The following is a 19,629-nucleotide window of genomic DNA, read 5'->3' on the forward strand; positions in this document are numbered from 1 at the left end:
GACCCCGATGCCACAGCCCTCGCAGGAGCCCTCGCAAGAGATCGAGAACCCCCAACGCCGTGCCCTCATGGCCTCTGCTCTCGGGGCGGGGGCGTTCTTCCTGCTTCCGGACGTGGCGCGGGCCACCGGCAACGTGGTCTCGCAGGGCATCCCCCTGGGCGAGGCACAGCCCTTCTCCTTCGACGCCCTGCGGGAGCTGGCGCGCAATCTTGCGCAGGGGGGCTATTTCCCGATGGCCAAGCCCGAGGCGACGATCCTCGACCGGATTGACTATGACGCCCACGGGCAGATCCGCTTCCGCAAGGACCGGGCGCTCTGGGCCGAACGGGCCGGCGACAACCCGGTGCATTTCTTCTACCCCGGGCGCTACTTCCAGGACCCGGTGCATATCTATGCCGTCGACGCGGGCATGGCGCGCGAGGTGCCCTTCTCGAACGATCTCTTCTCGATCCCCGACGACAGCCCGGCGCGCGAGCTCAGCCAGACCGAGGGCTTCGCGGGGTTCTCTGTGCAGGACCCCAAGGGCCGGTCGGACTGGATGGCCTTCCTGGGCGCCTCCTATTGGCGCACGGCGGGCTATTCCGGGCAGTTCGGCCTCTCGGTGCGGGGGCTGGCGCTCGACACCGCGATCCCCGACGGGCCCGAGGAATTCCCCCGCTTCACCCGGTTCTGGATCGAACAGCACGAGGACGGCGCCATCACCACCTCGGCCCTGCTGGAGAGCCCGCGCGCGACCGGCGCCTACCGCATCCGCTCGTGGCAGGACGCCGGGGTGGAGCAGGAGATCTCGGCCGATATCTTCCTGCGCGGAGACGTGGAGCGGCTGGGGCTGGCACCGCTGACCTCGATGTACTGGTTCGGCAAGCATGACCGCCACGTCGCCGCCGACTGGCGCCCCGAGGTGCACGACAGCGACGGGCTGGAGATCCACGCCGCCAACGGCGAGCGGATCTGGCGGCCCCTGAACAACCCGCCCCGGGTCATGGCCAACAGCTTCTCCACACCGCGTCCGCGCGGGTTCGGCCTGATGCAGCGCGAGCGGGATTTCGACGAGTACCAGGACGATGGCGTGTTCTACGACCGCCGCGCCTCGGCCTGGGTCGAGCCGATGGAAGATTGGGGCGAGGGCGCGGTCACGCTGATCGAACTGCCCACCGATGACGAGACCTTCGACAATATCGTGGCCTTCTGGCAGCCCTCGGGCCCGGCCGCCGCGGGCGGGGAATATCGCCTGAACTACCGGCTGAGCTGGAAGGAAGACTGTCCCGTGCCGCCGGTGAACGCGCGCTATCGCGCGGTGCGCCTCGGCAAGGGGGGCATTCCGGGCCAGCCACGGCCCAAGGACACGGTGAAGGTGGTCTGCGACTTCGACAACCACGGGATGGAGGGGCTGGGCCGCGGCCCCGAGACCACGGTCAACGTCACCGCCTCGCGCGGGCAGATCGGCGGAGAGGCGGCCTATCCGGTGGTGGGCGAGGACGCTTGGCGCGCGATCTTCGACGTGGACTTCTCGATGCTGGCGGCGGAGGACGACACGCCGATCGACCTGCGCGTCTACGTGGACCATGCGGGCGAGGCGATGACCGAGACGCTGATCCTGCAACTCTTCCCCAGCCAGCTGCGCGACCTGCTGGCGTCGAGCACCTGAGGGGCTCCGGGGCTTCCGGCCTCCGGGACGGACCCCGGCTCGCGTCTGCCGGGGTAGACCTGAGGGTGGCGTCTTACGCGCCTCCCTGTAAGTCCGTTTCCCGATCCTGCACCCCGTCACCGACCACCACCCGCGCGGAACAAGGCCGTGGGCCGCCGCGCATCGCAGGCAGGCCCCCACGCGGCGGCGATTTGGGTTGAGGCTGGGTGCTCGCTTTCGAGGGAGGGACGAGCTTGGCTGCCATAAAGTGGGAGCCAGAGAGGTTCGGATCGCCCCCGCGCACGCCGTCGATGCGCGGCTTCGTGGCAGACGGAGTAGGGGATGGCGGAGAGCGGGATGGCGGAGAAAGGGATGGCCGAAGCGGTACTTTTCTGGTCCGCATTGTGTTGCAAGTTGTGGGCCAAGCCATAGGCCGGCTCACGGCTCACGGCTCACGGCTCACGGCTCACGGCTCACGGCTCAGCCCACCGCGCAACTGCCCTTACGCGGCCTTGCCGTCTCCCAGCTCCTTGCGGGCGTCCTCCAGCAGTTGGATCGTCACGTCATAGCTCTTCAGCGACTTCGGGAAATGATCCCGCTGGTAGCGATAGAAGGCGATCCACTGGTCGATCTGGTCCAGCGGATAGGTGTTGCTCCAGCTGCCCAGGGTCAGGGTGAAGGTGCCGCCGGCGCGGTCGAGGGTGCAGAATCTGTCCGACATGGGGACGTGATGGCCCGGGGACGAGGCGATGGCAAGGGCCCGGCAGCACCAGAGCGCGCGGCCCGCTTCCGGCGCTTGTCCCGCGCCTCCTCCTGCAGCTCCGCGCCGTGGATTCCCAGGATCATCAGCCCGGGCCAGAGCAGGTAGGCCTCGATCTCGATGTTCTCCCCGAAAGAGAGCAGCAGCAGCGTCATGACGATCGCCAGCGGCAGCCGCCCCCGTGGCCCGCGGGCCGCATCCCAGAGCGCCAGCCCGGTCTGCCACAGGATCGGCACGGCCCAGGCCAGAAGCCCGACGAGCCCCTTCACGAAGAGCAGCGCCCACCAGGTGTGATGGGTGCCGATGGGCATGTATTCCACGATGTGCGGCCCGGGCTGGACGGTGCCATGGCCGAACCAGACCGCCTCGTTCTCCCAGCGTTCGCGGGCGATCCGCTGCAGGGTTTCGCGCACGCGGGTGCTGTCGGCGCGGGCACCCTTGAAGGCGCTCACCGCATCCTTGAGCGCCTGCAGCAGCGCGGTCCCCACCACCGCGAGCGAGGCCGTCGCCGCCGCCACCATCTGCCAGGCCCAGCCCTTGCAGACCAGCGGCAGCATCCGCGGCCCGAGGGTGCAGGCCACGAGGCCGATCAGCCCCATGCGGCTCTTTGACAGCAGGATCATCGCCACGCCCGCCGCGATGCCGATGCTGCGCCACCGGTGGTCCTTCTCCTCCAGCGCGAAACAGACCTGCACCACGCCGAGGAGCGCCGCGAAGGGCGACCATGGCGCGTAGAACTGCCACCGGGGGGTCCAGCTGGCCGGGTCCCAGGTGAAGAGGAAGACGCTGAAATACTCCGGCCCGGGGCCGCCGATGGCCTTCAGTGGCGAGGTGAAGATCCGCTCCGGCAGGCCGATCTGCGGCGCGATGAAGAGCAGCGGCAGCAAGGCCAGCGTCCAGAGCCCGACGATGCACTGCCCGCGCACCAGCACCTCGCGCCGGATCGGCAGCACGGCCCCGGCGAAGGGGAAGAGCGCCAGCAGGGCCCAGCCCTTGGCCCAGCCGATCGAGGACTTGATCGTCTGTTTCGCCCCGAGGCCCCAGTCGAGGTTTCCGACCCAGAGCGCCACCAGCATCACGGCCATGCCGCCGATCCACCCCCAGACCACCGGGGGCACGGGCCCCCGGGCGCGCAGCTCGGGCCGGATCGCGGGGCCGAGGTAGAGCACCAGCGCCGCAAGCCCTGCCAGCAGCCAGGCCAGCACCGGCCCCACCACATAGAGCGCGCCGAGGAAGTAGAACGGCCATGTCCAGCGCAGGGTCTTGTAGACCATCCGCTCGGCAAGGTTTGCGGGGGTGAGCGGGACGCGGAGCTTGGGACGACGTGGCATGGCGGGGTCCGGGATCAGGAGCGGGAGGAGACGGGGGAACGAGGCGGGCGCGGTGTTCTCAGCGGCGGGTGCGGAGCGAGGACGCGGTCGGGGCGAGGTGAGAGGCGAGCGACGAGGGGTGCGGAGCAAGGAAGCGCGCTTGGCGAGTTCCTCGGTGGGTGTTGAGCGAGGAGACGGGGAGGGCGCGACGAGAGGCGGGCGTGGATGAGGGCGAGGGCAGGGCCGCGATCCTGCGCGCGCCTGACCCCAATGCGCGCCGCCGCGCGCCCCGGGTCGCGGGTGCAGTTTGCAAAGCGGCACCGCGTGGTTTGCAAACTGCCCTCATTCCGCGGGCACCCCGGCGGGACCGGCCTCTTCCGCGGTGCCGCGTGGGCGGTCCTCGTCCCGGGGCGTCAGCAGCTTGTCGATCAGGGGGCGGCGCATCCAGCCAAGGAGGAAGCCAAGCGCCATGAAGAGGGTCGCCGCCACCCCCGCCGCCAGCGCCAGCTTGCGCCTTGGGCTGCTGGGGGTCTCGGGCAGGGAGGGGTTCTCGAGCACCTGCACCAGCGGATAGGAGGCGAAGAGATCGGCCTTGTTGGTCTGGGTGCGGGCCATGGCGGAGGCAAAGACCGCCTCGGCCACGGCGAAATCGCGCTGCAGGTCCTCCAGCCGGGCGGCGGGCTCGATCAGGGCCATCTGCCGGGCCCGAGCGGCTTCGAGCCGGGCAGAGGTCTTGCCCAGCTCCGCCTCGAGCCCAGCGCGCTCGGCCTCCAGCGTGACCAGATCGCTCAACAGCGGCGCCCGGTTGCCCACATGGGACATGTCGAGCGTCTTCAGCGCCGCGCGGGGCAGGCCGGTGATCTGCTCCGCCCGGGCCAGCGCGTCGGCCTCGGCCCTTGCATGGGCCGCGCGGGCGGCCTGCACCTCGGGGTGGTTGGTCCCGAAGGTGGCGTTCTTGCGCGACAGCAGCGCGGCCTGGTCCGACATCTCGCGGGCCAGCGCGCCATAGGCGGTGTCGGCGTGCAGCTTCAGCGCGGCAGCCGCGAGGCGCGGGCTGGTGTCGAGGGCCTGCGTCAGGGCGGCCACGGCCTCGCTGCGATCCGCCAGCGTGGTGGCCATGTCGCCCGCCCGCCGCGCGAGGTCATCGGTCTCGGCCACCAGGGCCTCGAACTGCGTGGCAGAGATCAGCCCGGTCTCCCGCTGAAGACGCGAGATCTCGTCGCGGGTGGCGAGGACGGACTGGCGGTAATCCCCGATGGCCTCCCCGGCGCCGCTCTCGCGCATCTGCAGCTCATCGGTGCGCAGGGCCTCGATCTCCTGGAAGAAGGCCGCCAGCAGCGCCTCGCCCCGGGCCTTGGCATCCTCGGGGGAGTTTCCGGTGATCGAGACATGGATCAGCCCGGTCTGGTCCACCAGCTCGATCCGGGGGCTGCCAAAGGCGCGCGGCTCCATCGCCAATGTGCGGGCGGCCGCGCTGACGATCCGTTCGGCGGCCAGCAGGCGCTTGTAGGTCTCCGTCGGGCTGACCGAGGAATGCGCATAGGGCGAGGAGGCAAAGGAGGAGGCCTGCCCGATCCGGTCGAGGTTCACCGAGGCCGAGGCGCCGGACCCCGGCAGGATCAGCGAGAGCCCGGAGGTGTACCGCAGCGGCGCCGTGGAGAGATAGGTCGAGATCGGCGTCCAGATGCAGACCGCCCCCACGGCGAAGAGCCCGAGGTAGCGCGGCAGCCGCCCCGCATCGGCCGGACGCCCGCCCCGCAGCAGCCGGGCGAAGGTGATCGTCCGCAGCGGGCTGCGGAACAGCACCGGCAGTGGCAGGCGCACAAGGCGGCGCAGCGCCCCGCGCAGGATGCGGAGGAGAAGAGACAGGCAGCGGGTCAGCAGTCGGGTCAACATTCGGGGCATGGGAGGTCTCCTTGGACCTCACCCATAGCGCGTCGCGGAACGGCCATGGGACACGCGGGCGGATCGCCTGCGGGGCCAGCGGGGGAGGGGGCCTACCCGGAGGGATAGGCGGGCCGGGCGCATCCCTCCGATTTGCGCCTTGCGTCGCGGAGGATGCGGGGCAGGCTCTCTCGGGAAGCGGGAAGCGGGAAGCGGGAAGCGGGAAGCGGGAAGCGGGAAGCGGGAAGCGGGAAGCGGGAAGCGGGAAGCGGGAAGCGGGAAGCGGGAAGCGGGAAGCGGGAAGCGGGAAGCGGGAAGCGGGAAGCGGGAAGCGGGAAGCGGGAAGCGGGCCGCCGCTGTCTGCTGAGGGGCATGGTCTCCCGGCGTGACTGGAGAGACGCGCACGGCACCGGTCCCGCGGCGCGAGGCGCTCAAGGCGACCGGCGTTGAGCCGAGACAGGGCTGGGCCGAGACAGGGCAGAGCGGAGACGGCAGAGAGCCGCGCCGCCCGGGATCGGTCCCCCGGTCAGTGTCGCTTCAGAACAGCCCCTGTTCCTTCGCGATCAGCGCGGCTTGCGTCCGGTTCGCGGCGCCGATCTTGCGGTAGAGCGTCTTCATGTGCAGCTTCACCGTCGGCTCACGGATGTCGAGGTCGCGGGCGATCTCCTTGTTGGACTTGCCCTGGGTCAGCCCTTCCAGCACCTGCATCTCCCGGTGGGACAGCATCTCGGCCAGCGGGTGGCTCTCGGCCTCCTCGGTAGCGCGCATGAAGTCGAGGGGGGCATATTGTTCTCCCATCGCCATGAAGCGGATCGCGTTGACCAGCGACTTGGCCGAGAGCGTCTTGGGCAGGAAGCCCGCGGCCCCGGCGGCGAGGGCCTGCTCGGCCACCTCGCGGCTGGCGGTGCCCGAAATGATCGCAACCCGGTGATCGCCCGGCAGCGCCATGACGCGTTCGAGCCCGTCGAGGCCGTTCATCCCCGGCATGGTGAAATCGAGCAGCACGAGATCGAAGGCATCCTCGGCGAGCAAGGCCACGGCCCCGGCAAGATCACCTGCGGTTGCGGTCTCGAGCCCGGCCTCGTTGCCGATGTAGAGCACCAGCGTATCGCGCAGCAGCTCGTGGTCGTCGGCGATCAGAATGCGCATCCCGTCTCCTCTTGCGGGGCCACTTGTGGGCGTCGCCGCACGGCCCGCCCCTGCCTCCCGGGCCCCTGCCTCTTGAGACTGTCCTACCATTGCTCGATTTTGAAATGTCATCTTTTTTCCTCTTCGGCGGCGCACCGCATCCGGGGCTCAAACAGGCCCATTAAGACATCATTAAGGTGTCAGAAAAAGGGCGCGGAGGGACGGGCTGTATACACCTTCGGATAGGAGGCACGGTCCCGACGGGCGGGCGGGCCCTGCGCTGGGCGAGCGGCTATCGCCTCCGGTGGGGCGGGCGATCCGGTCGGGCGCCGGGCCTCGCCGCCGGGGATGTTGAGCGGGGCGGGCGGGATCGGGCACCGAGGAGGCAGAGACACTGCACCCCCTTCACCCAACGGAGACCGCCATGACCTACGCCGCCCACCGACCCGCCGACTTCCACGCCGCCCGTCCCGCCGCCGCACTGCCCGCGCCGGGCGCGGGTCTCGACCGGGTCCGCCTTTTCGGGCTCGATGTCGTCTCGGCCACGACCCCCGCCGTGATCGAGCGGTTGCTGGTGCCGGGACGGCGCAGCCGGGTTGCCTTCCTCAACGCCCATTGCGCCAATATCCTGTCGCGGGATGACGATTATGCCGATGCGATGGCCGGGGCCGACATGGTTCTGCCGGACGGGATCGGCGTGGAACTGGCCGCGAAGATGACCGGCCAGCAGATCGCCGAGAACCTGAACGGCACCGATTTCACCCCCGCGCTGCTGCGCACGGCCGCGGCCCGGGGGATGAGCGTCTACCTGCTGGGCGCGCGTCCGGGCGTGGCGCAGGCGGCGGCGGACCGGCTCTGCCTCGCGATCCCCGGCCTGCGGGTCGTGGGGGTGCGCGACGGCTATGACGGGATGGCCGACGAGGCCGCCACCGTCGCCGCCGTGAATGCCGCGCGTCCCGATATCCTGCTGGTCGCCGCCGGGGTGCCGTTGCAGGACCTCTGGCTTGCCCGCAATGCCGCCCGGCTGGAGCCCCGCCTGACCCTGGGGGTGGGGGCGCTCTTCGACTTCCTCGCGGGGCGGGTGACGCGGGCCCCCGCGGCGGTGCGCAGGGCGCGGATGGAATGGGTCTGGCGGCTGGCGATGGAGCCGAAGCGGATGGCCCGGCGCTATCTCCTGGGCAATGGGGTCTTCCTCGCCCGCGCCGCGGTGCAGGCGCTTCGCCAGACCCCGGCGCAGGCGGTGGTAACCCGGGCGATGGACCTCTGCCTTGCGGGCGGGGCGCTTGTGCTGCTGGCGCCTGCCGGGCTTCTGGTGGCCGCGGCGATCCGGGCCGAAAGCCGCGGGCCGGTCTTCTTCCGCCAGACCCGGGTGGGCCGGGACGGGCGGACCTTCACCATGTTCAAGTTCCGCTCGATGCATGTCGACGCCGAGGCGCGCCGCGCGGCGCTGCTGGCGCAGTCGGACCGGGACGGGATCTGCTTCAAGGCGCGCAACGATCCGCGGGTGACGCGGGTGGGGCGCCTGCTGCGGCGATTCTCGATCGGCGAGATGCCGCAGATCCTCAACGTCCTGCGCGGCGAGATGTCGGTGGTGGGCCCGCGCCCCGCGCTGCCTTCCGAGGTTGCCGCCTATCCTGCGCGGGCGCTTGGCCGGCTGGCGGCGAAGCCGGGGCTGACCGGGGTCTGGCAGGTCTCGGGCCGGGCGGAGATCGGCTTTGACAAGATGATCGACATGGACCTGGCCTATGTCCGCGCCCGTGGGCCGCTTCTGAACCTGATCCTGATCGCGATGACCTTCCGCGCGATCCTCGGCGGGCGGGGGGCCTATTGAGCGCCGCAGACGCAGTGAAGAGCGGGCCGCCGCCCTGCGTGTTTCGGACCCTGAGCCGCTGTCCGGAGAGCACGAGCCCGGCCGTGGGGCCGGGCCGCGCCGTCCCGTGCCCCGGGGCGGCGTTGCTGCGTTGCCCCATGAGGCTGCTGCCTCCACCGCGGGCTGACGGGGCGGTTGTCCCGTCCCCCGGCCATCTCCACGCGTCTCGACCTCGACCAGCGCCACGGTGGAGGCCGCTGCCCCGTCGCGGGCTGAGGGCACGCGCCGCCGCTTCCTGCGGCCCCCTTCACGCACCTCGACCCGCCCCACGGTGGCGTAAGCAGAGCTGCCGCCAACGCACAACGCCCTTGATCCCGTCCCGCCTATCCGTTCGGATATATCCACTGCCCGGATGCTCTGGCGACCTGCGGCCCCAAGGATGGGATAACGGCTGCACACCACCGCTCACGCAAGGCATCCCCACGGAGGACATGACATGATCGCCCGGACCCTCACGCACATGGCCACGCTCGCCATCCTCGCCCTGCCGCAGACCCTTGCGGCCGAGACGCTGCCCGCCCCCACGGGCGAGGTGCTGCTGACCATCACCGGCGAGATCACGCAGACCAACGATGGGGATGCCGCCCTGTTCGACCGCGCCATGCTGGAGACGCTCGACCCGGTCACCTTCACCACCTCGACGATCTGGACCGAGGGCCCGCAGGAATTCACCGGCGTGCCGCTCAAGACGCTGATGGAGACCGTGGGCGCCGAGGCCGACAGCCTCGCCGCAACCGCCGTCAACGACTACGCCGTGAAGATCCCTGACAGCGACTGGATCGAGGGCGGCCCGATCGTGGCCTACCTGCAGAACGGTGCGCCCATGTCCCTGCGCGAGAAGGGGCCGCTCTGGGTGGTCTATCCCTTCGACGGCAACCCGGGGTTCCAGAACGAGGTGACCTATTCCCGCGCGATCTGGCAGCTCGACCGGATCGAGGTGGCTGACTGATCCCGCACTGCGCGATCCCGCGCAGGCTGAACCCTGAATGGCTGCCCCTGAATGGTTGATCCCGTGATCCCGCCGACGCCCGAAGAGGCCCTTGCCGCGCGCCGCCGCCGGTCGCGGGCGCGCGCCGGGCTGGCCTTGGGCACGCTGGTGATCTGCGTTGCCCTCGTCATGGGAATGGCGCTCTTCGTCCTGCGCGAGATCGAGGCGCTCAGCAGTGCGAACTCCGACAACCTCCAGTGGAGCCTGTCCCAGACCGACGTCGAATTCCTGCGCTTCCGCCTCGCGGTGGAACACGCCCAGATGGAGCCCGAGGCGCTGGATCAGGTCCGGCGCCGCTTCGATATCTTCTACAGCCGCGTCACCTCGCTGGAGCGCGGTGATGTCTACCGCGCCCTGCGCGCGGACCCGGCCTATGTCGCGCCCCGGCAGCGCATCGCGGGCTTCCTCGACGACACGGTGCCGCTGATTGACGGGCCCGATGCCGCGCTGCAGGCGGCCCTGCCGGGCCTCGCAGAACGCGCCACCACGATCTCCGGCGAGGTGCGGGCCCTGTCACTGGCCGGGCTCTCGGCCTATGCAGAGCTGTCGGACGCCCGGCGCGAAGGGGTCATGCGCACGCTGATCGCGCTTGCCGCCGTGCTGGGGTGTCTCTTTGCGGGCCTCGTGCTGATCGCATGGGTGCTCTGGCGTCTGTCCCGGATTGCCGAGTACCGCGCGCTGGAGTTGAGCCGCGCGGGCGAACGCACCCGCACCATCGTCGAAACCTCGCCCGAGGCCATCGTCGTCAGTGATGCCGCCGGCAATATCCGCGAATTCAACCCGCGCGCGCAGGCGATGTTCGGCTATTCCCGCGAGGCGGCCCGGCACCGCAATGCGATCAACCTGATCTTCCCCGGTGACGATGCCGCCCGGATGCGCACCGGGCTGCTGGCCTTCCTCGAAAGCGGCGGCGCGCCGGGCGAGGGGGCGAGCCACTTCGAAGCCACCGCTACCGATGCGGCGGGGCGCCGGTTCCCGGCGGAGCTCTCCATCGCGCGGGCCGAGGCCGGGCCGCTCTACATCATCTACGTCCGCGACATCTCGCGCCGGAAACAGGCGGAGGAGGGGCTGACCGACGCCCGTGACCGCGCCCTCGCCGGGGAGCGCGCCAAGGCCGAGTTCCTCGCCGTCATGAGCCACGAGATGCGCACGCCGCTCAACGGGATGCTGGGCACGATGCAACTGCTGCGCGATCACAGCCTGACCGAACGGCAGAGCGATCTGCTCGACCGGATGGACAGTTCGGGCCACCTGCTGCTGGGGCTGGTGAACGACGTGCTGGAGCTTTCCAAGTTCGAAGCCGGCAAGATGACCGCCGAGCGCAAGCCCTTCGACGTGGCCCGCCTGCTCGACGGGGTGATCGAGACGGCGGCGCCTCTGGCCTCCGCCGCGGGCAACAGCCTCGGCTGGTCCTGGGCGGGACCGGCGCGCGCGGTGGCCACGGGCGATGCCCGGCGCCTGCGGCAGGTGCTCCTCAACCTCGTGGGCAACGCGGTGAAGTTCACCCGCGGGGGCTCTGTCGACGTGGAGGTCGAGGTGCTGAAGGGGGGCGAGATGCTGGAAGTCCGCGTCATCGACAGCGGCATCGGCATCGCGCCTGAGAACATCGAGCGGATCTTCCACGACTTCGAGACGCTGGACAGCTCCTACGCCCGTCAGGCCGGCGGCACGGGCCTCGGCCTTGGCATCGCGCGGCGTTTGACCAAGCTCATGGGCGGCGAGATCGGGGTGGAAAGCGAACCGGGCGAAGGCTCGCTCTTCTGGTTGCGCATTCCCGTGGGGGCAGAGGCCACCCTGCCGGAGGCCGAGGCGGCAGAGCCCGCAGCCCCCGCCTTGCGGCCGCTGGACCTGCTGCTGGTGGAGGACAACGAGATCAACCGCTTCGTCGCGCGCCAGATGCTGGAGGCCGAGGGCCACGCCGTGACCGAGGCGGTGAACGGGCGTGCCGGCGTGGAATGGGCCGAGAGCCGCGCCTTTGACGCGATCCTCATGGATATCTCCATGCCGGTGATGGACGGGCCCGAGGCCGCGCGGCGCATCCGGGCCGGCAGCGGCGCCTCGGCCGAGCGCCCGATCATCGCGGTGACGGCCCATGCGCTGCCGGAGGAGATCGCCTCGTTCCGGGCCGCGGGCATCGACTATTGCATCGCCAAGCCCATCGACCGGGCGGAGCTGCTGCGCACGCTGGCCGCGGCGGTGGACGAGGGGGCGGTGCGCCCCACCGCGCCTGCCGCGCCCCGGGCGCAGGGCCTGCTGGACCGGGCGCAGATCGGCACGCTCTGGGACGGGCTGCCCGAGGCGCGGCGCGACGAGATGCTGGCCCGCGTGGTGGCCGAGATCGACACCACCATCGACGCCCTCGTCGTCACCGCGCCAGACGATCCGGCCCTGGCGGCCACGGTGCACCAATGCGCGGGCAATTGCGCGGCCTTCGGTCTGGGGGCACTGCGCGCGGCCCTCGCCGCGATCGAGACCCACGCGAAACAGGGCCAGCCGGTGCAGCAGGAGGCGCTGACGGCGCTTGGCCCCCTCTGGGCCGAGACCCGCGCCGAGCTGGAGCACTGGCGCGCGGCCGCCTGACGGACCTGTCGTCGAGGCGACCCCGGCCCGGACGAGGCATGAGCGGGGCATCGGGCCCCCGGTCGCCCGCGTGAGGCGGTGAGCTCTGATGCAGGTCCCGGGGCCGTCGGATCGGTCCCGTCAGGGCCCTGCACGGGTCCCCTCCGGGCCGTCCTGTCAGCCGTCCATCGCTTCCCGCTTGCACCTCGCCCGGCTTCCCCGTAAGCCGGGACCTTTCCGCAGAAGGGGGCATGGCATGGACCGTCTGGCAATCGATTTTGGCACCTCCAACTCGGCCGTGGCGCTGCCCTACAATGGCGGCATCTACCGCATCCCGATCGAGCGCGGCGGCGACACGCTGCCGACCGCGGTCTTCTTCCCCGCAAGCGGCGGGATGCGCATCGGCACCGCCGCCGCAGAGGCGCTGATCGCGGGCGAGGAGGGGCGCTACATGCGTGCGCTGAAAAGCGTGCTCGGCCTGCCGCTGCTGCATGAAAAGCGCCTGATCGGCGGGCAGCGGCGCACGCTGGCCGAGGTGATCACCGCCTTCCTCGCCGAACTGCGCACCCGCTCCGAGGCCGCCACCGGGCTGACCTTCCGCCGCGCGCTCTCGGGCCGTCCGGTGCATTTCCATTCCAACGATCCCGAGAAGGACGCGCAGGCGGAGGCCGACCTGAGGGCCTGCTACCTCGCCGCCGGGTTCGAGCAGGTCGACTTCCTGCCCGAACCCGAGGCCGCCGTGCTGGCCAGCCACGCCCTTGCGGGCGGCGCGCGGCTCGGCCTGATCGTCGACATCGGCGGCGGGACCTCGGACTTCACCGTCTTCCGCACCTCCGCCGACCAGCCCGAGATCATCGCCAGCCACGGTATCCGCCTCGGCGGCACGGATTTCGACCAGTCGGTCTCGCTCACCCATGCCATGCCGCTGCTCGGCCTCGGCTCGGAACTGCGGCGCGAGATGGGCAGCGGCCTGCTGCCTGTGCCCCGCGCGCCCTACGTCGACCTTGCCACATGGGCCAAGATCCCCTTCGTCTACACGCCCGAGACCCGGCGCCTGGCCAAGGACATGCTGCGCCTCGCGGTGGAGCCCGAGAAGATCGAGCGCTTCCGAGTTGTGGTGGAGGAGGAACTGGGCCACGGCCTCGCCTTCGCGGTGGAGAAGGGCAAGATCGCGGCCAACGGGCCCGGGGGCACGGGCGAGATCCGCATGGGCGAGATCGAGAAGGGCCTTGTCGCGCCGGTGACGGTGGCGGGGCTCGACGCCGCCATGGCGCCCCATGGCGCCGCCCTGAGCGAGGCGATGGTCGAGACGCTGGCCCGGGCGGGTGTACGCGCGGAGGAGGTGCAGGACATCATCCTTGTCGGTGGCTCCAGCCTCATGGGGTTCGTTGCGCGCGAGGCCCGCGCTCTGATGCCGGGCGCGGAGCTGCGCAGCGCCGAGGCCTTCACGGCGGTGGTGGACGGTCTGGCCCTCGCGGTCGGGCGGGGCTGAGGGGCGGGGGAGCCGCCCACGGCGGTCATGGGCTGTCCGATAGGGCGGCCTCCAACGGAATGAACCGCCCCGAGCGGCGCGGTCCGGTGTGGCCCGTTCCGATGCGGCCAGCCATGGGGTGCCCGTCCTGAACGCGCCCGTCCCGAGGCCCGCTTCTCAGGCGTCCCGCGCTGCACCCCCTGACACAAACGAAACTGGCGACGGGAACCCCGCCGCCAGCCTCTTTTATCTCACCCGCTCAGGGCAGCATCGCCACCGCGCCGATCACCCCCAGAACGCGGCCGATCTCGGTCACGTTGGTGATGCCGCTGTCATAGCAGGCGATGCTGTCGCCCGGCAGCAGGTAGGGGTCGTAGTCGTCCCGGTCGGCGCGGGCGCGCATCTGTTCGATGGGCCGCTCGATGACCACCGAGACATCCGTCACCGGGTTGCGCGAGAAGAGCGCGGCAGAGCGGGCGGCACTGGAGACCCGCGCCCCGCCGACGCAGTTCGCATCCACCACCGCCTGCATGTAGCGGGTGCCGTAGGGCACCTCGCGCACGGTCTGGCCGATGGCCGAGATCGCGTTGCCGGTGGCGGGCTGGGTCAGGTTCGACAGGAAGAGCGAGACGCCGGGCGGGCTGATCGGGCCGGGCACCACGAGGTCATCCTGGAAGCAGCCACGGGAGGGCACGTGGATCTCGTCCCCTGTGATCAGCATGATGTCCTCGAACATCTCGCCCCGGATCGCACCGCGCAGGTCGAGCGTGTAGTTCCGCCCCGCGCGGGTCAGCTTCACCGCCGAGAGATCCGCATCGGGCCGGATGCCGCCCGCGTTGCGCAGCGCGACCGAGAGGTTGCGCTGTTCCGTCGAGGCCCCGAAGGCGGCCTGCCGCCGGCTGTCCACCTGGTCGCCCGAGACGCCGCCGATATCGATCGGATGGGGCTCGAATACCGCGCCGGAGACCGCGACGCGGGCCGGTGCGAAGTCGAGGATCAGGAGCGAGGTCACTGGCTCGCTCCCGTAGTGCCCGCCCGCGACGAGGGCGCGGCGGATGTCGTTGGCGACGGCCTCGGGGCGGCGACCGGCAGCGGCGATGGGGGACAGGAAGGGCAGCTTCAGCGTGCCATCGCGCGAGACGACGTAATCGCCCGAGAAGGTCTCGTCCTGCGGCAGGCGGAAGTCGACGAGATCCCCGCGCGAGAGCAACTCGCCGCGCAGCGCATAGGCGTCGCCGTCCAGTTTGCCGCCGCCGGTGTACGCGGCCCCGCCGATGGGCGGGCGGCACTTGGCGGCGTTCATGTCCGGCGCGCGCAGGAAGCTCACGGCATTCCGGCTGACTTCGAACTCCCGGTACTGGGCCTGGTAGCCGTCGCCCTGTGCGACGGGTTCCATGTTGCGCGCCTGGGGCGGTGCGGCGCAGGCGGCCAGCGCGCCGAGCGCGATCAGGGCGAGACCCTTCACGGGGGCCTTTCCGATGGTCTTGCGGGGCATGGCTGCCTCCTCTGATGGGCGTGAATATCTGTGCCCTGGATACCGCGCGGCGCCCTCCGCCGTCCAACGCGCGGGCGGATCGCACCGCCTATCCAAGGGGATAGGGCGCTGACCTTTGGGGCGTGCCGGCTCGCCGCCCGCGCGGAAGCGGGACGGGCGGGGCGCTGTTAGACCTGTCTCAGCGCCCATCCCCACACCCCCCACACGGTGGGCGCCGCAAAGGAGCCGACTGCCATGATCACCGACCGCTGCACGGGACATTTCGCCCGTCACCTTCTCGCCTACTGCCTGTCCGAAGTGGCAGCCAAGGCGTCGCGGCTGCTGGTGGTCGTGGCAGTCGCCCGAACGCTGGACGCGGGCGCCATCGGGATCGCCGCCGCCGCCATGGCCGCCGCCGATATCCTCAAGGCCCTGACCGAGACCGGGGTGAACCAGCGCATCATCGCCGCCCCTCGGGGCGAACTGGAGGCCACCTGCCGCACCGCGCGGCGGATCTTCGACGGCTGGTGCCTCGGGCTTTTCGGGCTTCAGATGGTCCTCGGCGCCGCGCTCTGGCTGGCCGGGGGCGAGGCGCTGCTCTTTGCCCTGATCGCGATCCTCGCGGGGGAATACCTCTTCATGCCGCGCGGGCTGGTGCAATGTGCGCTCGCCATGCGGGCGGGCAAGATGCGCCAGACCGCGGCCATCGCCGCCGGTCAGGTGGTGGGGGCGAATATCGCCACCGCCGTGCTGGTGCTGGTGCTGCCCGGGCCGCTGGCGCTGGTGCTGCCGCGGCTGCTGGCCGCGCCGATCTGGCTGATCGCCATGCGCCGCCTCCACCCCTGGCGCCCGGACCGCAGTGTCGCGCCCGCGCCGCTGGCGCCCTTCGCCCGCTACGGCTGGGCCGTGCTGGGGGTCGAACTGGTCAAGGCGCTGCGGCTGCAGGCGGACAAGCTGGTCGTCGGCCTGCTCATGGGCCCCGAGGTTCTGGGGCTCTACTTCATGGCCTTCAACGCGGGCCTCGGCCTTGCGAATTCCTTCTCCCAGGCGCTCTCCGTCGCGCTCTTCCCCTCGCTCTGCGCCGCCGCGGACCGCGGGCTGGAGCTGCGCCGCGCCCTGATGCTCTCGGTCGGGATCATCGCCCCGGTGGTCGTGCTGCAGGCCTTTGCCGCGCCGCTCTACGTGCCCGTGCTCTTCGGGGATCAGTGGGCCGGGCTGGCCAAGGTGGTCTCGATCCTCTGCCTTGCGGCGATCCCGGGCGTGATCTGGTCCGCCGTGGCGCAATACCTGCGCGCCGAGGGCCGCCCGCAGCGCGAATTCACCGTCACGCTGGCGATGACCGCCGCGCTGATCGCCAACACCGCCCTCATGGCGCCGCACGGCCTGACCGCGCTCGCCTGGGGCTACCTCGCCGTCGCCGTTGTCACCCAGGCCGCAAGTGCGCTGCCCGTGCTGTTGGCGACCCTGCATTCCCCGCTGATCCGGAGGGCCTGACATGCCGTATTTCTCGATCCTCATCCCCTGCCTGAACGCCGCCGCCACCCTTGGCGAGACGCTCGACAGCCTGCTGGCCCAGACCGACGCCGACTGGGAGGCGCTGATCGTCGATGACGGCTCTTCCGATGGCAGCTGGTCGCTGGCGCTTGCCTATGCCCGCCGTGACACCCGCATCCGGGTGATGCGCAATCCGGGGCAGGGGCCCAGCACCGCCCGCAACCTCGCCATGTCGCTGGCTGGCGGCGAGGTGGTGGCCTTCTGCGATGCCGACGACCTCTGGGACCGGGCCAAGCTGGCCTGCATGCGCGCGATCTTTGCCGACCGTCACGTGGACGCGGCCTATGCGCAGATCGCCTTCTTCGACGCGCGCGGCTCGCGCACGCTCTCGACCGTGCCGAGGGGCGCGCTGACCGTACCGCAGCTCATGGGGGAAAACCCGGTCTGCACCATGTCCAACCTCTGCGTCCGCACCCGCGTGCTGACGGCCACGGGTGGCTTCGACCCGGCCATGGTGCACAACGAGGACCTTGAATGGCTGATCCGCCTTGTGGGCCTCGGCCACCGGGTGATCGGGCTGGACCGGCTGCTGGTGCATTACCGGACCTCGCCCACCGGCCTCTCCGCCGATCTGGAGAAGATGCGGCTGGGGCGCGAGGCAGCACTGGCCACGGCGGCGCAGCTCGGCTTTCGCCCCGATGCGCGGGCCGAGGCGATCCACCTGCGCTACCTCGCCCGCCGGGCGTTGCGCACCGATGCCCCCGCACGTGAGGCACTGCGGCTGGCGCTGCGCGGTGCCTGCCTCAGCCCGCTGGGGTTCTTTTCCGACCTCAGGCGCGGCGGGCTGACCTTCGCCTGTGCCGCCGCCGCCCCCCTGATGCCGCGGACCCTGCGCCGGGCGCTCTTTTCCCACTGAACTACTCACCCACCGAGAGGAGGCTTTCCGATGTCCAACCGCACCCCCAGGGCCACGATCGTGGTGCCCGCCTACAACGTCGCCGAAACCATCGGTGAGACGCTTCAGAGCCTGCTGGCGCAGACCTTCACGGATTTCGAGATCGTGGTGGTCGACGATGGCTCCCACGACCGGACGCTGGCCGTGGTCCGCGCCATGGGCGATCCCCGCATCCGGGTGATCCAGCAGCCGAACCGGGGCCTTGCCGGGGCGCGCAACACCGGGATCAATGCCGCACGGGGGGCCTATATCGGTTTCTGCGACAGCGATGACCTCTGGCGCTCGACCAAGCTGGCCGCCCATGTGGCGCACCTGGAGGCCAACCCGCAGGTCGGCCTCAGCTACTCCGGCTCGGAACTGATCGACGCCGCCAGCCGCCCGATGGGCCTTGCGCAGCGCCCGCGCCTGCGCGGCGTGACGGCGGCCCATGTGTTCCGGCGCAACCCCGTGGGCAACGGCTCGGCCGCTGTCCTGCGGCGCGCGGCGCTCGATGCCATCGCCTTCCGTCCCGCCTACGAGGAGAGCCGCGACTGGTGGTTCGACGAACGCTTCCGCCAGTCCGAGGATATCGAGTGCTGGATGCGCCTGATGTTGACCACCGACTGGGAGGTGGAGGGCGTGCCGGGCCTGCTGACCCGCTACCGGGTCGTGCCGGGCGGGCTCTCCGCCGGGATCGCGCGGCAGTACCAGACGTGGGAGGCCGTGGTGGCCAAGCTGTCGCGCCTCGCGCCCGGTTTCGTGGCCGCCCATGCCCCCGCCGCCCGGGCCTTCCAGCACCGCTACCTCGCCCGTCGGGCGATCAGCTCCGGCGACGGGGCCGAGGCGCTGCGCCGCAGCCGGGCCGCATGGGCCGCCAGCCCGCGCGCCCTGCTGCGCGAGCCGGTGAAGACCGCCACCACCACGCTGGCCGCCGGGGTGCTTGCTGCCCTCGGCCCCAACGCCATCGCCCGTCTGGCCCGCGTCGCCGGCCGCCGCGCCACCTGATCTGCCCGTCGGAGGACACCCCATGATCCGCATTGCCCATCTCGTTGACGACACCACCGCCGGCGGCGTGACCCGCTACCTCGATTTCCTGCGGCAGGACCCGAAGATGGCCCGCATCGCCGACCATCAGGTCTGCGTCGTGCCGCGCCATGCGCCTGCGCGCGCCGGGATCGACGCCGACATGATCGTCTCGCATCTGGCGATCACATGGCGCGGGCTGCCGGGGCTGATGGCCCTGCGGGCGCGTCACTCCGGCCTGCCGCTGGTCCATGTGGAGCACAGCTATTCCGAGGGCTTCACCGCCGCCAATGTCACCCATCGGACCCGCTTCCACCACCTGCTGCGCTGCGCCTATGCGCTCTTCGACCGGGTCGTGGCGGTGAGCGCGGCGCAGGCCGGCTGGATGGAGCGGCGCGGGCTGGTGCGGGCGCAGGCGCTCGACGTGATCCCGCCCTGTGTCGACCTTGCCCCCTGTACCGCGCTGGAGGCCCCGCGTGGCCCGGTGCGGGTGCTGGGCGCCGTGGGGCGGTTCGAGGCCCAGAAGGGCTTCGACGTGCTGATCCGGGCGTTCCGGTCGCTGCCCGACCCCTTCCTGCGGCTGGCGCTCTTCGGCGAGGGTGCGGCGCGGGCGGAACTGGAGACGCTCGCCGCGGGCGATCCGCGCATCCTCTTCCCCGGCTTCACCGCCCGCCCCGAGGAGGCCTATGCCGCCTGCGACGCCATCGCCATGCCCTCGCGGTGGGAGCCCTATGGCCTCGTCGCGCTGGAGGCCAATGCCGCCGGTCGCCCCGTGCTGATGTCCCGCGTGGACGGGCTGAAGGACCAGGTGGCGCGCGGCAATATCCCCGTGACGGAGTTGAGCGAGGAGGCCTGGACCGATGCCATCGCCCGGCTGACGGAAGCGGAACGCTCCGAGATCGACCGCAGCCTTGCCACCGCGCGGCCCACCCGTGACGGCTGGGCGCGGCTGGTGGAGGACCTGCTGGGCGAGAACGAGGGCGAGAGGCTGGCGCAGACCGCCTGAGGGCGAGCCATCGGGGCAGCGCGGTCGGGCACGACGTCCGTCGATGCCGGGCCGGGCATGGGACACGGCCCGGCTGACCCCCGGGACAGGTCCGGGCAGGG

The 19,629-nt window shown here is 71.2% G+C and carries 14 protein-coding genes; 9 read left to right on the forward strand and 5 right to left on the reverse strand.

Annotated elements, in window-relative coordinates:
- Window positions 1-7: 7 nt before the first annotated feature.
- On the forward strand, window positions 8-1,648 hold the full coding sequence (locus tag ACX9MO_RS16145; protein ID WP_462212575.1) for an OpgD/OpgG family glucan biosynthesis protein: 1,641 nt from the start codon (window positions 8-10) through the stop codon (window positions 1,646-1,648).
- Window positions 1,649-2,129: 481 nt separating this feature from the next.
- Here ACX9MO_RS16145 and ACX9MO_RS16150 read toward each other — a convergent pair whose 3' ends face one another.
- From ACX9MO_RS16150 to ACX9MO_RS16165, 4 genes are all read right to left on the reverse strand, one after another.
- Window positions 2,130-2,348: a hypothetical protein gene (locus ACX9MO_RS16150; protein WP_222489632.1), complete on the reverse strand. Its 219-nt coding sequence runs from the start codon at window positions 2,346-2,348 to the stop codon at window positions 2,130-2,132.
- Window positions 2,297-3,718 (reverse strand): O-antigen ligase domain-containing protein, encoded by a 1,422-nt coding sequence (locus ACX9MO_RS16155; protein WP_462212576.1) that lies wholly within the window; start codon window positions 3,716-3,718, stop codon window positions 2,297-2,299. Before ACX9MO_RS16155 ends, ACX9MO_RS16150 begins: the two co-directional genes overlap by 52 nt.
- 321 nt (window positions 3,719-4,039) lie before the next feature.
- Window positions 4,040-5,602, reverse strand: coding sequence for a GumC family protein (locus ACX9MO_RS16160; RefSeq protein ID WP_462212577.1), 1,563 nt, complete (start codon window positions 5,600-5,602; stop codon window positions 4,040-4,042).
- 516 nt (window positions 5,603-6,118) lie between these two features.
- A complete protein-coding gene (locus tag ACX9MO_RS16165) occupies window positions 6,119-6,730 on the reverse strand; it encodes a response regulator transcription factor (RefSeq protein ID WP_222489633.1) in 612 nt (203 codons plus the stop codon).
- 403 nt (window positions 6,731-7,133) lie between these two features.
- On the opposite strand from ACX9MO_RS16165, the gene ACX9MO_RS16170 reads away from it, so the two are divergent.
- The 4 genes from ACX9MO_RS16170 (at window position 7,134) to ACX9MO_RS16185 (ending at window position 13,618) form a co-directional block, all read left to right on the forward strand.
- On the forward strand, window positions 7,134-8,540 hold the full coding sequence (locus ACX9MO_RS16170; RefSeq protein WP_462212578.1) for a WecB/TagA/CpsF family glycosyltransferase: 1,407 nt from the start codon (window positions 7,134-7,136) through the stop codon (window positions 8,538-8,540).
- Window positions 8,541-9,015: 475 nt separating this feature from the next.
- Entirely contained in the window at window positions 9,016-9,528 is a 513-nt protein-coding gene (locus ACX9MO_RS16175) for a putative pterin-binding protein (protein WP_462212579.1), read from the forward strand.
- 51 nt (window positions 9,529-9,579) lie between these two features.
- The gene (locus tag ACX9MO_RS16180; RefSeq protein ID WP_462212580.1) at window positions 9,580-12,147 is read left to right on the forward strand and encodes a hybrid sensor histidine kinase/response regulator; all 2,568 of its coding nucleotides are present in this window, start codon (window positions 9,580-9,582) and stop codon (window positions 12,145-12,147) included.
- A 235-nt stretch (window positions 12,148-12,382) separates the two neighbouring features.
- Entirely contained in the window at window positions 12,383-13,618 is a 1,236-nt protein-coding gene (locus ACX9MO_RS16185) for an Hsp70 family protein (protein WP_462212581.1), read from the forward strand.
- A 238-nt stretch (window positions 13,619-13,856) separates the two neighbouring features.
- On the opposite strand, the gene ACX9MO_RS16190 is transcribed toward ACX9MO_RS16185, so the two are convergent.
- Entirely contained in the window at window positions 13,857-15,092 is a 1,236-nt protein-coding gene (locus ACX9MO_RS16190) for a polysaccharide biosynthesis/export family protein (RefSeq protein WP_462212582.1), read from the reverse strand.
- A gap of 234 nt (window positions 15,093-15,326) precedes the next feature.
- Here ACX9MO_RS16190 and ACX9MO_RS16195 point away from each other — a divergent pair, with 234 nt between their 5' ends.
- The 4 genes from ACX9MO_RS16195 to ACX9MO_RS16210 are packed head-to-tail and all read left to right on the forward strand — an operon-like array spanning window position 15,327 to window position 19,528.
- Window positions 15,327-16,565, forward strand: coding sequence for an oligosaccharide flippase family protein (locus tag ACX9MO_RS16195; RefSeq protein ID WP_222489638.1), 1,239 nt, complete (start codon window positions 15,327-15,329; stop codon window positions 16,563-16,565).
- A gap of 1 nt (window position 16,566) precedes the next feature.
- Window positions 16,567-17,481 carry a glycosyltransferase family 2 protein gene (locus tag ACX9MO_RS16200; RefSeq protein ID WP_462212583.1) on the forward strand — a complete coding sequence of 305 codons (915 nt, stop codon included), beginning with the start codon at window positions 16,567-16,569 and terminating at the stop codon, window positions 17,479-17,481.
- A gap of 30 nt (window positions 17,482-17,511) precedes the next feature.
- The gene (locus ACX9MO_RS16205) at window positions 17,512-18,504 is read left to right on the forward strand and encodes a glycosyltransferase family 2 protein (protein WP_462212584.1); all 993 of its coding nucleotides are present in this window, start codon (window positions 17,512-17,514) and stop codon (window positions 18,502-18,504) included.
- Between the two features lie 22 nt (window positions 18,505-18,526).
- Window positions 18,527-19,528: a glycosyltransferase family 4 protein gene (locus tag ACX9MO_RS16210; protein ID WP_462212585.1), complete on the forward strand. Its 1,002-nt coding sequence runs from the start codon at window positions 18,527-18,529 to the stop codon at window positions 19,526-19,528.
- The last annotated feature ends 101 nt before the right edge of the window (window positions 19,529-19,629 follow it).

This window comes from Pseudooceanicola profundus, from assembly GCF_054919315.1.